This window comes from Bacillus manliponensis (assembly GCF_000712595.1).
In the GTDB taxonomy this organism is placed as follows: Bacteria; Bacillota; Bacilli; order Bacillales; family Bacillaceae_G; genus Bacillus_A; species Bacillus_A manliponensis.
Genome location: NZ_JOTN01000020.1, coordinates 1 through 15,597, shown reverse-complemented (window position 1 = coordinate 15,597; position 15,597 = coordinate 1). Strand labels below are relative to the sequence as shown.

15 protein-coding genes and 2 pseudogenes are annotated in these 15,597 nt (G+C 30.8%); 7 read left to right on the top strand and 10 right to left on the bottom strand.

The features are described 5' to 3' along the window. Nucleotides 1-12: 12 nt before the first annotated feature. A complete protein-coding gene (locus BAMA_RS18590; protein WP_034642230.1) occupies nt 13-567 on the bottom strand; it encodes a hypothetical protein in 555 nt (184 codons plus the stop codon). 241 nt (nt 568-808) lie between these two features. On the opposite strand from BAMA_RS18590, the gene BAMA_RS18585 reads away from it, so the two are divergent. The 5 genes and pseudogenes from BAMA_RS18585 to BAMA_RS24985 all read left to right on the top strand — a co-directional run bounded on the left by BAMA_RS18585 (nt 809) and on the right by BAMA_RS24985 (nt 4,810). Beyond that, a complete protein-coding gene (locus tag BAMA_RS18585; protein ID WP_034642229.1) occupies nt 809-1,573 on the top strand; it encodes a hypothetical protein in 765 nt (254 codons plus the stop codon). 618 nt (nt 1,574-2,191) lie between these two features. Next, a complete protein-coding gene (locus BAMA_RS18580) occupies nt 2,192-2,653 on the top strand; it encodes a hypothetical protein (RefSeq protein WP_235184480.1) in 462 nt (153 codons plus the stop codon). A 525-nt stretch (nt 2,654-3,178) separates the two neighbouring features. Next, a pseudogene (locus tag BAMA_RS18575) lies at nt 3,179-4,291 on the top strand (response regulator aspartate phosphatase). Then, the gene (locus tag BAMA_RS25440) at nt 4,288-4,416 is read left to right on the top strand and encodes a hypothetical protein (RefSeq protein WP_265182753.1); all 129 of its coding nucleotides are present in this window, start codon (nt 4,288-4,290) and stop codon (nt 4,414-4,416) included. Before BAMA_RS18575 ends, BAMA_RS25440 begins: the two are co-directional and overlap by 4 nt. Before the next feature lie 220 nt (nt 4,417-4,636). Further along, entirely contained in the window at nt 4,637-4,810 is a 174-nt protein-coding gene (locus tag BAMA_RS24985; protein ID WP_200874700.1) for a hypothetical protein, read from the top strand. A 184-nt stretch (nt 4,811-4,994) separates the two neighbouring features. Here BAMA_RS24985 and BAMA_RS18570 read toward each other — a convergent pair whose 3' ends face one another. Next, nucleotides 4,995-5,279: an AbrB/MazE/SpoVT family DNA-binding domain-containing protein gene (locus BAMA_RS18570; protein ID WP_034642228.1), complete on the bottom strand. Its 285-nt coding sequence runs from the start codon at nt 5,277-5,279 to the stop codon at nt 4,995-4,997. 264 nt (nt 5,280-5,543) lie between these two features. Between BAMA_RS18570 and BAMA_RS18565 the strand changes: the two are divergent. Both BAMA_RS18565 and BAMA_RS18560 read left to right on the top strand, forming a co-directional pair. After that, nucleotides 5,544-6,100, top strand: a pseudogene (locus BAMA_RS18565) (MerR family transcriptional regulator). Nucleotides 6,101-6,743: 643 nt separating this feature from the next. Then, nucleotides 6,744-7,460 carry a class I SAM-dependent methyltransferase gene (locus tag BAMA_RS18560; RefSeq protein ID WP_034642227.1) on the top strand — a complete coding sequence of 239 codons (717 nt, stop codon included), beginning with the start codon at nt 6,744-6,746 and terminating at the stop codon, nt 7,458-7,460. A gap of 269 nt (nt 7,461-7,729) precedes the next feature. Here the strand turns inward: BAMA_RS18560 and xerS are convergent, their stop codons facing one another. The 8 genes from xerS to BAMA_RS18525 all read right to left on the bottom strand — a co-directional run. Beyond that, nucleotides 7,730-8,821, bottom strand: a complete 1,092-nt coding sequence (xerS, locus tag BAMA_RS18555) for a tyrosine recombinase XerS (RefSeq protein ID WP_034642226.1) — start codon at nt 8,819-8,821, stop codon at nt 7,730-7,732. A 439-nt stretch (nt 8,822-9,260) separates the two neighbouring features. Further along, complete coding sequence (locus BAMA_RS18550) at nt 9,261-9,764, bottom strand: hypothetical protein (protein WP_034642225.1); 504 nt, start codon at nt 9,762-9,764, stop codon at nt 9,261-9,263. 338 nt (nt 9,765-10,102) lie between these two features. Further along, nucleotides 10,103-10,888 (bottom strand): hypothetical protein, encoded by a 786-nt coding sequence (locus BAMA_RS18545; protein WP_034642224.1) that lies wholly within the window; start codon nt 10,886-10,888, stop codon nt 10,103-10,105. Nucleotides 10,889-11,227: 339 nt separating this feature from the next. Then, nucleotides 11,228-12,097 carry a hypothetical protein gene (locus tag BAMA_RS25245; protein WP_034642222.1) on the bottom strand — a complete coding sequence of 290 codons (870 nt, stop codon included), beginning with the start codon at nt 12,095-12,097 and terminating at the stop codon, nt 11,228-11,230. A 29-nt stretch (nt 12,098-12,126) separates the two neighbouring features. Then, complete coding sequence (locus BAMA_RS25240; RefSeq protein ID WP_235184479.1) at nt 12,127-12,492, bottom strand: TIR domain-containing protein; 366 nt, start codon at nt 12,490-12,492, stop codon at nt 12,127-12,129. Nucleotides 12,493-12,525: 33 nt separating this feature from the next. Continuing rightward, nucleotides 12,526-12,669 carry an SEFIR domain-containing protein gene (locus BAMA_RS25235; protein WP_235184478.1) on the bottom strand — a complete coding sequence of 48 codons (144 nt, stop codon included), beginning with the start codon at nt 12,667-12,669 and terminating at the stop codon, nt 12,526-12,528. A 135-nt stretch (nt 12,670-12,804) separates the two neighbouring features. Continuing rightward, entirely contained in the window at nt 12,805-14,592 is a 1,788-nt protein-coding gene (locus tag BAMA_RS18530) for a DUF4365 domain-containing protein (RefSeq protein ID WP_034642220.1), read from the bottom strand. A gap of 548 nt (nt 14,593-15,140) precedes the next feature. Next, nucleotides 15,141-15,597: Imm6 family immunity protein (locus tag BAMA_RS18525; RefSeq protein ID WP_034642218.1), on the bottom strand; the 457-nt coding region annotated here is incomplete at its 5' end.

Genomic DNA, 15,597 nt, shown 5'->3' with positions numbered 1-15,597 from the left:
GTCTCTTTTTCTTTAAGGGTTAATAGGTTTATTACTTACCCATCCATACTTGGAATATACTAAACGTCCTGAAGCATCAAAGACAGTCCATAAACCAACCCATTGCTTAGCTTTAGGGTTTTTATAAATTCCGATAGTTCCATATGACTTTCTATGATTCGCTAAAAGATTGTCAATATACACAGCAATATCATAAGCTAAAAATAAATCGCCAATCGGTGCATAAATCCATCTTGCAGCACTATCTTTTAGTAAGTTGAATCCAGCTGGTAATGTAGGAACGCTTGTATCAGCAGTATATTTATATCCAGTTTGTCTTACCCAACCGCAATATGTCCCACAAGGTTCAGGGCCTGGAACATAACTATTAATAGGATCTAATCCCATTACATCTGGACTTAAATTTGGTGCATACAAGGGTAATTCACCATTCGGTAATTCCATTCCTTTGTAAAGAGTCATAGTTTCTTGTTTGTTATCATTCTCTGCAGCGTGAGTTACACTAGGTTGAAAAGCTGGAATAGCAATAAATAAAGATAAAACTAATACAAACAACTTTTTGAGCATAATACTTAATCCCTCCTGTTATTTTTTTACAAATTACACCATGAATGATACCATGAAATATTACAAATAACAGTAATATTATCTGAAAATAAATATTTATCAAATTATATAAGGCTATTATTCGAATTCAACAATTCTCCTTACTGAAAATATGATGTTTTTTGTTTTTATCCCTTTAATAAATGATATAATAAATAAGTTACCAATAATTGTAACTTACGAACGGGAGAGATGGATAAAATTGGGGAATACATCTATTAAAATTGCCGGAAAGGGATTGTCATTAGAAGATATAGCTTCTGTGTACTTGGATTTAATTGAAACAGATTTTGATATGACAATTAGCGAAATGGCAGATTATTTAAGTTGTAGTTATGATTACATTCAAAAGAACATAGCTCCTGTTATCTCTCACATATATATTAATTCGGTAGCAAAGAAAGCTTTACAATTGCATGAATCTGATAGTGGCCAGGATCATTTGTTCACTAAACGAAAGTTATTTTCGAGAAGTAGCTTTGGGAAATACATATTAGAAAATACATCTATAGTTGTTTCGAAAAATAGGTATTTATTTCATGATTTGAGTGAAAGCTCCAGGAGGAAATTACAACAGCTAGCAAGTTCTACTGGAGAAGATGATTTATCTTTCGATTTGTTTAAAAGTATAGCGATAGAACAAGCAAAAAACAAATATTCCTCAGTTGATTTGGAAGACAGAACTGTTAAAAAGCTACCGCTTAGTAAGTTCCCAGAAAAATTATATAGCTTAAAGGAGATAATGGAGGGGAAAACGGATAGTGAGTTGAAATTTAATTATAAAATGGAGTTTTATCGTTATATTGAGAAACAAGGTATCCCAAAAATAGAATTTCAATCTTTAATTCGTTATAAGAAGGAAGATTTAGAAAAAAAGGCGGTTTTTTTATTGCCGTTAACCGTTGTAAAAGGGGATTTGCTAGAAGCTGTAGAAGAATTCATAACAAATGAACTAGAAGAACTCTAGTGTATTGTAATTGTTGGTAGCATATGAATTCGGAGTGATAAATATAAGCGTTATGGTGCTATGGCGCATTTAAAATGAATTCAAGGTAGAATAGATATATTGTATCTCTTGTTATATTTCTCTAAATTTAGATAGAAGGGAGTTTGTGTTTTTGGAGAAAAAGAAACAAATTAAGCGTAAATTAATTTAGGATTCACCCTTATTTGGCTCAGTACCAGCGTAGCTACGTTTAGGGGCAAAGTAGCTTGTTTTGTAATATAAACGTTCACTTTTGTACAATATTAGTTTTAAGAAGTATTCGCCTTTTTCGGGGGCAAAAACATCCTTTGTAGGTTCATCTACATGTTTGGGAGCCCGCCTATATACTAGGTGGGTCTTTTCTGTTTGTCTACAATCCCTATTAGCTAAGTTAATGACAATTAATAATGACAGAACATTCGGACAATATAAATATTTATAAAATTACAAATATTTATATTGTCCGAATGTTGTTTTATGTTTTAAATGTACCGAATTTCTTAATTAACAAAGAGGTGATTACATAGAAAATAATGCTATTTTTTAATTAGCAAATTTGTTTTTAGGAAAAAACATTAGGATAGAAAGGTTGAATAAAACATGAAAAATTTAATGAAAAAAATCGGTGTATCTTCACTTGCTTTAACGTTAGGTATGATGACTATGGGAACGTTGCCACAAAGCGCAAATGCAGAGGCGGCAAATCCAGTATTACTTACAGAAGAACAAATTATTGAAAGATTCGAAGAGATTAATCAAAAATCTCCTTACAATGTGGAATTCTCAAAAGAGGATGCTGATTTCGTAAAAACATATGCTGACTCGCCGGTATTCGGGGAATCAGAAATGTCAACTCTTGCAAAGGATTCTCGATATTTTAATAAATTAGGTTCTGGAGCAGGGGGTTCAGCAAGAATTAATGGTTATGTTTGGGATGATATCGGCTATGTTAATCACACATACGGGGCATATTATTCAACTCAAATGCAGTCAGGAAAAGCAAAAAAATTACTAACTCTGTTACGATTAATGCATATGGTGCAATTGGACAAGGTGGTGTAGGTAGAGTTTTCAGTGATACATTATCAGATACTGCTTATAATAGAGACTATTTGTATTCAGATATGAAGGGAGCTTATAATGGGGTTGTAGCATATACGAGTAAACATGTGAAAACTACTGTTTCCACTTCATCAGGTTCTTTTACAGTTGCTACGTATTAAACTGAAAAGGTGTGATGGATTGTGTTTACTTCTTTAAGTGGTGTAGGTATCGTCCTTACGATTGGAGTCCTTTTTCTTCTAGGTGCTTTGGTTGTTTCCTTGTTTAAAAAATTTAGTAGCAGATAATAAACCAATCCCTCTACCTAATTATTAGGTAGAGGGATTGGTTTATCTCTATTATACTCTTCGGTACTTCTTGTTCACCCACAACATCAGCTTTGACTTCACCGTGTTCTTCTCAAAAGAATAAATTGTTTGTAAATTTTTGAGAAAGTTGGATTTCTTTGCATCCGAAATTTAGAATTAGAATTTTCTGTTGTTATTAATTATAAGAGATATTATAAGGATGATTAGGAGGGTTCACATGGTTACAGATACCACAAAAGAAAAGATAACGCAGTTGTTAAATGAATGGTATTTAGAAATTAGATCAAGACGTATTAGTAATGCGGAACATCTAAAAAAGGAAATAGACTTAAAGATAGGTATATTTAAAAATTAGAACGATAAGGAGTCCCAGGATCAAAATTTATTACTCTACTATTCCCTATTAGAGTTTCGTTATAACTATTTAATAGATAATCTAGGTTTATCTAAGGGAAGTTTCGATAAAATAGATTCATTCGAAAAGCCAACCGATAACTTCTTAACTTATTATTATCATTTCTTCAAAGCTATACATTCTAATGAGATAGGTAACTTGCATTTAGCTAAAGAATATTATGAGAAAGCTGAAGGGTTTTTGAAATATGTTTCTGACCAACTTGAGCAAGCTGAATTTTACTTTAAATTAGCTACTTTTCATTATGATATACAACAAGCTCTGGAATCTATTAAGTATGCAACAAAAGCAAAAGATATGTATTCAAATTATGAGGGCTATGAATTAAATGTGGCTTTTTGTGATAATATTCTAGGATTATCTTGTATGAATCTTAAAGAATGAGCTTTAGCTGAAGAACATTTTGCGGCAGCTATGGATAGATTTCAAAAAATCGGTGTAGAAAAATTTGTGATTATGGTTCGTCACAACTTAGGTTGGATGTATTCAACGCAAAATCTATCTGAATTGGCGATACGATACCTTTCTGAAGTAATTGAAAAATCACCGCAGCATTATAAAGCACTATATGTAAAAGCAAGAGAGCATTATAAGCGACAAGAACATGAGACTGCAGCTGAACTTATTGAAAAAGGATTAAAAATTTGTAATGAATCGCAAATCGAAGGGTATCAGCATCATTTCTTGATTTTAAAATCGCTAAATGAAAACGTAGATGTAAACGCTTTAGAAGATACAATTCTTAAAGGGATTGAATACTTCGAAAGAGAAGAACTATTTGATTATATTCAAGAGTATCAAGAGAAATTAGCAATAAGATGCTATGAAGAAAATCTTTCTGAAAAAGCAAGTAAGTACTTTTATTTAAGTTCGAAAGTTAGAGAAAAATTGTTTAATAAGGAGGCTTTAAAATGAAAAAAACAGTAACTAAAGTATTAGGTATACTAACGGTCTTTGCATTAACATTTGGTATTTATAGTCCTAAAGAACATAACGATATTAAGGTATTTAAAGCAGAACATGGAGATTATGGTGGTTGATTTATTTTAAAACGAGTTATCAAACAAGGATCGCAGCATAATAGTTGTGATCCTTATTTGTGATAGTTAAAACGTCTGATGTCAAACTACTATATCGTACTAAATTTTGATACGGTAACCAAGGGAGATATGATATAATCGTGGGAGTAACTGTAGACGTGTGGTGGGAGGTTGCATCCTTTCTTTCTCTGATTTTAGAGGGGAAGGAGGTGAAACCGTCATGGATTTTTTACTTCAACTATTGCAAGAGACTGTAAACATCGTTGTTACAGTGTTCGTAACAGTTTTCGCAACAGCTTATGCAAATAAGTTTGTTGGGAATAACAGCAATAAAAGTAAAAGAACCACCCCGTCCGCCAAGACAAATAAAGGTGGTTCAAAACGCAAGAAATAACTATTTTTGCAACCAACCACCAAACGGCAGCAGTTACAGATCAGACGGGATGTTAGCAGCATTCCGTCTTTTATTTATTATGCACTGAATTTATCAGTTAAAACCTGTAGAGTGTTAATTTTCACTCTTATTATACTACATATTAAAAAAACAGACAATGAACTGTTTTTTCACTCTAGTAAAGCTACTTTTTTATTCCCAAGTACCTCTCTAATTCCTCTAATAGCATCTTCGCTCCTCTTGAGCTTAAATTAACCTTCCCGTCACATAGTGAGATGTTTTCATTAGAAAGCTCACCAGTGACCATACAAGCCATTTGAGATTCATACTTTCGAAGGATAATGCCGTCTTCCTCTGTGAAAATTTCAATAGGATCTTTTATATCGATGTTTAATGTTCTTCGTAACTCTTTTGGGATTACAATTCGGCCTAGTTCGTCAACTCTGCGTGTAATACCAGTCGCCTTCATTTGCTCACTCCTATTTACTAATATTCTTGAGTTTATAGTAACAAACATTGCGCTATATTCACATCAATATGCTTTTAATTATCATTTATTAAGTTACCTTTATTCGTAACTTATTGTGTTTATCGTTTAAAATGTCGTGGCGCTACAGCAGTACTTCTTGTTTAGACAAAGTTCAGCAAGGGCTATGCACGCATGGTCGATTAGTAATTTCAGGATTCAAAGGCCGATTATGGAATAATTAATAGAGGGAGGTGCTATAGTGCTATGTCAAATGTAGAAATCATATATACCTCTAGTGAGGTATATAATCGCTTAGGGATCAGTGGAAGTACTTTAAGAAAGTATATGGATGTTTTGAGCGAGAAGGCTACGCAGCTAAAAAAGATAGTCATGGTAGAAGAGAGTACACAGAATATGACGTTATTCTTGTTGAACAGTTAGCGGAGTTAAGTAGGATTGACGGGATAACATTGGAAAAAGCAGCAAAAATACTCACGAAGCAGATGTGTAAAATTGATAAAGAGGAATCAGGAGAACCAGGTATTATTCCTATACAAGTGCAAAATATGTTACAAGAGCAGTATAGCGCTATGATAAGACAATTACACCAGGAACAGCAAACAAGTATGTTTGAGATGGAACAGAGACTGGGTGAGCGCATTGAACAACAAAATAAATTAATTGAGCAGCAAAGTAAAATTATAGAAGAGAAGACAAGAGAGGAAAAAGAACGTGATAAACACCTTATGCTTACATTTAGAGAAATGCAAGAAGTGAAAAGGTTGATATTAGAAAAGAGAAAACCGTGGTGGAAGTTTTGAGGTGAGTAACATTAACTTATTTTTGTCGGATGTTAGGGAGGGCAGACAGATTCCTTGTAGGAGTCACTATATCATTTCAGGAAAATCGTACAATTTCCCCGAAATGGTATGGTGACCCCATGCCCATCAAGCTAAGAAAACAAGTTACCCCCAAAACGAAAAAATGAGCTAAATTCCCATAGCAAAATGTAATAAGCTAATACTTTAAAGACTTCAAAGTATTAGCTTGGTACAAATTGGTGATATCTCAATAAGGGATGTGCTCATTTTCTTACTACAGATAATGAAATTTATGTAAATTACCAAAGAAACATCTTTATTTAATGAGAATATATAGCTACTCCGTTTGTAATATTATCGCAACAATTGTAAAGAAAATTCCGGAAAATCAAAATAGAATTCTAATTCTAAGGGTATTTCCAATTGTTTGATTGGATTTTCAGACAGAGTAAGGTAAATACTTTTAAAGTAATATAAAAGGAAAATTAGGTATCTTTATGTGCGTTAAATTAGCATAAAGAGGAATGTGTAGAGAATTCAAACTTATTTGAATTTAAAGTGTTGTTAACCCCTATGAAACACGAATCATTCTAATTGTTAGTACAATTAGAATGTAAGATTTAATTGGAAAGAAGGGGTTATTGTGAGAGAAACAATTAGTAGTTATGAAGATTTATTAGATATGTTAGATTCATTATTGCGTGAACCAACTCAATTCTGGGATAATTTTTATTCAAATCGTGAAAAAGGAGTCCCCTTTTTTACTAATAAACCAGATGAGAATCTAGTTTATTATTTCGAGAAAAAATTACTTAATCCAGGGAAAGTTCTTGAACTTGGATGCGGTCCAGGCAGAAATGCAATTTACTTTGCTGAAAAAGGATGCTTAGTTGATGCAGTAGATTTATCAAAGGAATCAATTCAATGGGCAACCGAACGGGCAAAAGAAAAAAATTTACATGTAAATTTTATTTATAACAATATCTTTGACTTGCAAATTGAAGAAGGTACATACGATATTGTGTATGATTCAGGATGCTTTCATCATATTGCTCCACACAGAAGAATGAATTATATAAATTTGGTTAAAAAAGCTTTAAAACCAGGTGGTTATTTTGCAATCACTTGTTTTGTTCAAGGCGGAGAATTAGGTGGGGCAGATATAACGGATTGGGAAGTATATAAACTACAAAGTCTTAAAGGTGGATTAGGTTTTACAGATGCAAAACTTAGAGTCATTTTTAGAGACTTTTCGGAAGTAGAAATACGTAGAATGAAAGAGATAAAACAATCGAATAAAGTATTTGGTGTCTCTGGACTGTGGACAGCTTTATTTATGAAAAAGCTTACTGAATGGTAAAAAGAATTATGTTTTGATGGATCACATGCTGAATTTTACACAGTCCATCAAGCTAACTACACCGTACCCCGTCCTTTATGGGCAAAATATTATGATTGATTAGAGTCAATAAATCCCTCTTAAAATGTGGCAAATAGTTAGAATTGATTTAATTACTCGCAACGAATTCTAATTATAACTAAGAATAATAATAAAAAAGCTGAATTTTTTATACATAAAATTCAGCTTTTTTAAATATCAAACTACTATATGTCATTTGGGTTTTAAATTTATTCTTCTAGTTGCCTTTTTTCTAACCTCTCAATTGCTTCACGACGCTTTGTATCATCTATATTTGTATAAAGAGAGGATGTTTCCATTGAAGTGTGGCCAAGTTGGTTGGCCAATAGAACAAGATCCTTATTTTCATTATAATGATTCGTTGCATATGTATGACGCAGCTTGTGAGGGCTTTTTTTCTCATCAAACGCCTGCGTATACTTAGCAGTAAGCTTTTGTATTGCATTGACTGAAATCTGCGAGTATGAGCCTTTGTATGCTGTTACAAATAGTATATCTTCATCTTCAGTACATTTATATGATTTGAAACGTGCGTTTAAATATTCTTGTACATCATCTAATGCTGTTCGCGTTGCAAGGATAGAGGATTTTTTATCACCTTTTCGTGTGACCCAAATTTTTCTTGTACGGAAGTTGATATCAGACACTCTTAAACTTGCTACTTCTGATACTCGAAGTCCAGTTCCCAATATCAGGCTTAAAATGGCTATATCACGCGCTTTATCACGTTTAAAATAATGTAACTTTTTAGGCGACTTCTCCTGTAATATTAACTCATAATCATGAGCTAAAAAATGCATGAACTTTGTTTCGTCATTGTTATGGAAGATCATATCTGCAATTACCGCTGCACGTGCAGATGAATCAATTTTTTCTTTGTGAAGCTCAATCTTTGCCATTACATTTCGATAAAAATAACATTCTCCAGTAACATCATCTTCAGTGTGCTTCGTTAAGTAGTTAAATAATGATTTCAAAGCAGAAAATGTACGAATTACAGCTTTTGTACCATTTCCTTGACGTTCCAAATAACTTTTAAAGCGTTTTGCCTGTTTTAATGGTAATTTCTCCAATGCCTCGATAGGGACTTCATATATTCCCTTTACAATTTCACCATTTGGAGACGCTAACCTAGAATCGATGAGCCACTTTAAAAATATTTCGTATTCAATTAAATATCCATACAAAGTGGCAGGGGAGAGGTTTGTCTTTTCTTCCACATATTCAATAATATACCAGGGCATTTTTTCTTTATGCTGTTCAACCCGTTCTTGGAATACTTGTTTTTCTCTATTACTCAAGCTAAATCACCTCAAATAAACTATTAGCACATAATAAGAGTCTGCAATATTATAAATACAGACTCTAGATTTTAATTTGTTTCTCAATTTAATATATAAATTGTTTATATAGTAGAAGGATAGAAGAATAAGTGTTCATTCGACAAATTTCTACAAAGTTTACATTAAATACAATTTTAATATATAGTTAACCATAATTTAATTATGGTTAATAAATAAAGAGGGGCTTACCTAACCGTAATAAAAACATATGTATATTATAAAATTACTTTCCCTTAACAAGATCTAAACTAAGACTTATCACAGCTATTACAGCAAAAATCAGTAATACAATACCTATTAGTAATTGATACTCTAAAGTCGATTGATAAACCTTAATAGCTAAGCTACTTTTAAATTTCCTATTTCACTCAACAGTTCATCCAAACATGTAATTTTATTAAATAGAATGCCATGTTATAGAATTATAGATTCTTAATAATTCCTGTTCGTTAAGATTTTTCTGAAAAATATCCTCATTTATATCAAAATCCATATCGTCGACAGAGAATGTTGCATATTTACAATTATAGTTATGTAAATTGATATCAAAATCTACTCTAGCACTATACAAAATAGAAAGGGTATTTTCCACTGTATACTGACCATTTAAACTCTCAATTGCTGCTTTTTGTTCACTAAATCCATCTTTGTAGATTTCAACTTCATCAAAATCAACGAGTAGCTGCTCTTTGTTTAATTCCATTTCAAACAAATAAAATTGTTCCTCATCTAAAAAAACAGCCTTCTTACGCCCATAGTTCATAGCTACAGTTATTCTATTAGTTAAATATACATAATTAGAATCTGTAACAATATCAAAAGCTGGCTGACCTATTTTAATTATACCTTCCTTAAGAATTGTATCTCCTAATTTATATGATGTACCATGAAATAGTTTCATAACAAACACACTCCTAAATTAGATTATACACCGATATATAATAATTATATCAAATGTATGTTCTACTATCTATTTAAATATCAATTAAACAAGAATTTAATGTAAAGTTGAAGTTTATTGATTTTCCTGCTTTTTTATATACTGTTTGCTCCCTCTCTTCTTTCGCGTGTTGTGATTTGAAGCATAAGTCTTCCTAATTGAAAAACTTATGCTTCAAAAAATAATTATCCCGTAGCTTCATGTATCCATTTATAACATACATATATTTTATGCGTATATATAAATTTTAGCGTTTATAATCACGTCATCGAGAATAAACATTAAATTTTTGTGTTATGTTAAGATTTCATCCAATATCCTTTCCAGGATTTTTGCATAAGAACAACTCCAAAAACACCTAATATTGTAATTACTAGACAATAAATGTTTTGAAAGAACATAGGTGGTATAAATAAAACAGTTAATATAGCCAACGATATTTTAGATTTCACACTATATTTTTTGCTAAACAATGAGTTCATAAAGAATAAAGAAAATGATAAACAAAATACAAGTAAGTATACACGTAGAAATCCCCACGAGAGAGTTTTACCAGAAGCAATAATTATTAATAGTACATAAGCACAGAATAAAACAGTCAATGTAGCTATAATTGGAAGCACAATATCTCTGCATTTTCTACAGAACTTTTCAATGAATTGAACCATACTATAATCATTTATAATATTTATCTTTGTTTGAATCATCAATGCTTCTAATAAATCTGTTGTAAACGTATCTAGTTCTTCTAAAAATTCACTACTATCCACTTTTCCTAAAATTATTTTAAGTTCCTTATATCTATTATAGTCTAGATACGCATTAAGCTCAAATATAGCTTCTAATAATTCTTTCATTTCTATTTCATTTTTTTCGAATAGATTAATAAACAGTTTAATTCTAGATAATTTTTCTTTCATTTGCATTTGATTCGAATGTAATGTCTCTTTTTCTTTACTGTAAGTATCTCTAAATTCTTTAATTAGCCAAGCTGCTATAAATATTGTGATAAATAATATGATGGCTTCTAGAGAGTGACTTTTTGATCCTAAAAAATTAGAAATTTGCTTCAAAATTTCATTCATGTATATAATCCACCTGACTTTTTAAATTATTTATATAATGATATATCGAAAAATAAATACTAAAAATCTCTTTCTACTTTCGCATTGGTTATTGAAAAAGAAACTTAAATTTTGCCCAGCAAAACAAATCCTTCTACTCTTTTGTTATAAAAATATCAACTTCCATGTTGGGATACAAAAGTGCCAACCAATCTTTATAAACTACCTATTTACTAATAAAAAAGAATCCCTGCTACGTAAGGATTCCAAAACGAAAAATTTTAGTTATATACGAATCAGTGAACCAGCAATATATGGTGAGCTTATTATTAGAATGATTTTATTCACCTATAAATCATCCTAATAAACAGCAATTTCGTTTGGTAACATATGCGCTAAAGATGGAACTCCTGATACACGCCCTTGTTCTAACGATAACTGCATTATGCGTTGTAGATGTTCTACATCTTTAATAGAAAATAAGCTCTTAATATCATCAAAATGTGCTTTAGATTTCAATCTTTGTAACAACGAAATGGTAGGATATGAGAATTGGACATAAGCAGAAGTTACAGGATACCAATACCCTCCTCTTCCTTGTTTCTTCCCTTCTAGATTTTGTATATCTTGTATATAATATAATACAAAGTCTGCTTCCATCAAACTATCCCATGAATACCTAGAAGAACTCGATAAATCTTTTATTAGATCAGCCTGCACACTAACTCGTTTTAATGATAGCCTGTTGTTACGAGTCTCTACTAAGCTCTGTAAATAAAAATAAAACATACCATAGCTTCCATCTACTAGTTCATAATACTGAATGTTTTTTACGAAGTATCTATGTTTACAAATTTCATTTAGTTTATTATACATCTGCCTAGAAATTAATATTGCTGTGGTATATAAAAATATTTCATGAATAAAGTATCTATAATGTTCAAATTGAGCTGGACCAGATCTACCTAAAGGACCAGAAAAAGCATGAAGAGCTTCAAGTAAACTTGTTATGATTTTAATATCAAACAATGTTTCATTACCACATAATTGCTCCAAAAATTCGATATAGTTATTTCTTAAAGGTACCATTTCATGTATCAAATTATAGATTTGTTCATCATACGGTTCTAAAAATTCCCCATCTGTAATTCGATACGACTCTAAATCTTGTAAAAAGGCTTGTTTATAATCATAACATAACCCTTTTACTCTTCCTGGTTGTCGAACCATGGCATCTCTTATAGAAGATAAAACACCACTTACCTTAAATCTCGTTTTTTTTCCTCAAATATGTAAGTTGGAGCAGTACCTAATTTAGGTTTTCTCAAAATTGGTTGTTTGTATAACAATCGAAGTAACTCTTCATATCCTTTTTCAAAATGCCTATCTAAGTCAATATAAATACGACCATCCATATGAATCGGAATATAATCTTTTTCTGGTTCTTCCCTCTCTAAGATAACAGGAATAAACTTTTCTTGTTTTACTTGGTTATACATTTGTGGTCCTATAATTTGTGTTTCTGTACCTACCCCACCATCATAAGAGCTAGCTTTATCCGCATACGACTTATTACATAGAACTAATACTTTATCAATTGTTGAATCTGTTATCATGCTTTCCATGAAAGCATACATACTATGTCCAGGCTTTAAATCTCAAACGTCTATAATAACTTCAATGCCATTTTCCATCAGACGATTTGCAAGTTCAACAACTTTTTCTTGGTAATCGGGAGAGGTCCAAGAATATGATATAAATATCTTCGGTGGCTTTGAACCTGATTCTATTTGATGTCCCATATATGCCCTCCTTTATTGTTAAGCTTACTTTATTTTCAAATGTTCATTTTTGATTTAACATTATTTCAATTATATATGTCAGCACATAATATTTAAACATTACAATACCTGTAAATATAGTGCTACTAACCCTTATTATATTCGATTAGTAATTAATCTAATTTGTTCTTTAACAAGCGTTATATTTATTTGATCTAACAACTCTTCGTGCTGAAATACTAGTTTACACTGTTCATACTCATTAAAAAGTTCAATAAATTTCTTAAATCCAAGCTTATTTTCGGAACTATCCTTTGGAGCATCTGTAAATCCATTTACTTGATAGCCATTTAAATTTAATTCTATATAAACGTTCTGTTCTCTTTCTTCAATTGTAGCAGTAATCATCTCATTAAAGTCAAGATATTGGTACCTACCAAAAAATTCAGGTAGTTTCAATTTTTTTGTTATATGTTTTTTAATCTGGTGAAAGTTCCTTTTATTTGTATAAATTTTTCCTAGACAAGGGAACATCATAGTAACTCCAGCCCTATCTATAATCGGGAGTTGCCCAATAAAGATGACTCCATCTTTGTCTGTACTAATATTGTCTATAACTGTTTGACCATTCACTAGTACTTTTATTTTTCTCGCACTTGATTTTTCAATAGTTATAAAATTAGTTTGATTCCATGCTAAATCAACAATGACCACCGATTTATTATTCGGTATTTTTTCTCTTCTTGCATACATTAAAAAGTATATTGATGCTTTGTCAAATTGATTCGACAAAGTATAAGTTAATGCTAATCCTAAATAAGAAACTTTATCCTTATTGTTATGCCTTAATCCCTCTTCATAACATGCAATTGCTAACTCGTAGCGTTTAACAGATCTAAACATATCACCAATTTCACAATACAATGTAATTGCCGATGCATCAATCTGAACAATTCTTTTTAAATAATAAAACATATTACTATAATCTTCAGTAAGAATATAACATTGAAGCAGATTCATATGGACTTCTAGTTTCGTTTTATCTAACTCTAAACATTTTTTAAACTGTATAATAGATTGATCAATATTATTTTCTTCAAAAAAACACATACCCTTAACTAGTAAAACCTCTAAATTAACCCCAAATATATTCAAATATTCATCGCAATAATCTATACATTTTGAATAATCTTTTTGTTTCTGTAGTAATTCGATACATTTTTTATAAAGAAAATCTGTTTCGTATATTATCAAAAGTGCTTGAAAAATATCAAATGCCTTTTTATAGTTTCCCTCGATAATTAAGTTATTAGCTAACCTAATTTTATCTTCATTTGCCATAATTATTTCATCTTTATGGTTCCCAATAACCTTTGATTCATTCATCTTGATAAGCGAATAATCAATAGTCGGAATTTCTAGAATTCTTTTATTTTCAGCAGAATTTAATAATTTCTTCCTACTTTCTACAGTACTTTTGTTAACATTTAAAAGGGAACTGTAAATAAGATTAAAGGCGTCTTTATTTAATATTTTATTAAAGTGATAATTAAATTGTTCTTTTTTAGTTGTCAAAGTTTCTATATTTTTTGATAGTGCAAACTTGTATATTTTCCAAACCCATTCCCACATAAAAATTTTTTCATTCTTTAAATATATAATGTAAATTGAGTGTGGGTGATTTAGCAAATAATTTAGGTTTTTTATACTCACAGGGAATGATATTTTATTCTCCTTTAACATCTTTTGAGTACTTTTCAACTGAATATGTGAACGGAAATTAGTAGAGTATTGCCCCTCAATAAGTTCAATTTCTACGTCTACTCCATAATCATTCCCTCTTGCATCCCTTATAATAAACTTGTTGTGAGGGATGTTAGATGTTAGAGCATAGTAACTTTCTGTTTCTTGAATCTTACTATTGATTATTTTTGGTAAATTCATTGTATGCCCCCTTTTTATATGATTATACCAGTCCTTTCTAGTAAGTTTCGCAATACCTTCTAATAGCATACCATTTTCTAACATAAATCCATCGTTCTAAGCTTCAAACGATGGATTTATTGTTACACATAGTTACTCTACAATGAACTTTCAGACGCCTTACACATTTTTCTTTTTCCTTATTTTTTCTTCAAATACAAATAAGACCAATCCCGTGTGAAGGACTAATACTGATGTGTAGATGTCATTAAACTTCTCAATAAATTCAAATGATTGTTCAGTAAAAATACTAAGGGAAATACATATAGCGTAAACTGCTAAAAAGAATTTATAGAATATGATACTTCTATCTTTACAGTTCAATGACTTATAAGTAATTAAAATAGAAAAGGACACAATAAGAGCTTTAACAAGAAATTGAAATTCAGTAAGCAGATTAATAAAATACATTTTTGCTGATACAAAAACTCATTCTTTCATGATGTTCATTACCTTTTAAAAGATAAATAAATCCAAAATACAAGAGTAAGAAGAAGGTTTTTATCTGTTTAAGTCAATGGTAAGCTCTCTCTTTTTATATAATTAAAACCTTTAATACTATTGTTTAATGAATAATTTTTCAATAAGTGTTTTTTTAAGACTTCTAGATTTTCCATCTTGAAATAACTAGATTCAATTGCATTTTCACCTAATATTATTAATGTTTCATCGTCAATAATTTCAACCACTTGCGGAACATATTTTCTTTCTTCCTTATGATAGGCTTGATAAGTTGTATAAGACACAGCATCTAAAACTGCATACCATGCATATTGTTTTTGTACATCTGTTTCTTTATTTGCAAACTCGGCCACATCTACATAATCTTCACTGTCTATGTAGTTACACAAATTATCAGCTTCAATTTTTTCACCTTCAAGCCATTTCCAACAGAAATCTAGAGCTTCTCTCCCAATTTTATATCCATCTTCCTTTTTACTAATGATTTTAAACATATTTTCAGCT

What these genes read in the sequence shown, in the direction of transcription:
- BAMA_RS18590 (WP_034642230.1), bottom strand. Translation starts at nt 567, where the DNA reads ATGCTCAAAAAGTTGTTTGTATTAGTTTTATCTTTATTTATTGCTATT.
- BAMA_RS18580 (WP_235184480.1), top strand. Translation starts at nt 2,192, where the DNA reads ATGAAAAATTTAATGAAAAAAATCGGTGTATCTTCACTTGCTTTAACG.
- BAMA_RS25440 (WP_265182753.1), top strand. Translation starts at nt 4,288, where the DNA reads ATGAAAAAAACAGTAACTAAAGTATTAGGTATACTAACGGTCTTTGCA.
- BAMA_RS24985 (WP_200874700.1), top strand. Translation starts at nt 4,637, where the DNA reads ATGGATTTTTTACTTCAACTATTGCAAGAGACTGTAAACATCGTTGTT.
- BAMA_RS18570 (WP_034642228.1), bottom strand. Translation starts at nt 5,279, where the DNA reads ATGAAGGCGACTGGTATTACACGCAGAGTTGACGAACTAGGCCGAATT.
- BAMA_RS18550 (WP_034642225.1), bottom strand. Translation starts at nt 9,764, where the DNA reads ATGAAACTATTTCATGGTACATCATATAAATTAGGAGATACAATTCTT.
- BAMA_RS18545 (WP_034642224.1), bottom strand. Translation starts at nt 10,888, where the DNA reads ATGAATGAAATTTTGAAGCAAATTTCTAATTTTTTAGGATCAAAAAGT.
- BAMA_RS25245 (WP_034642222.1), bottom strand. Translation starts at nt 12,097, where the DNA reads ATGGTTCGACAACCAGGAAGAGTAAAAGGGTTATGTTATGATTATAAA.
- BAMA_RS25240 (WP_235184479.1), bottom strand. Translation starts at nt 12,492, where the DNA reads ATGGAAAGCATGATAACAGATTCAACAATTGATAAAGTATTAGTTCTA.
- BAMA_RS25235 (WP_235184478.1), bottom strand. Translation starts at nt 12,669, where the DNA reads ATGGGACATCAAATAGAATCAGGTTCAAAGCCACCGAAGATATTTATA.
- BAMA_RS18530 (WP_034642220.1), bottom strand. Translation starts at nt 14,592, where the DNA reads ATGAATTTACCAAAAATAATCAATAGTAAGATTCAAGAAACAGAAAGT.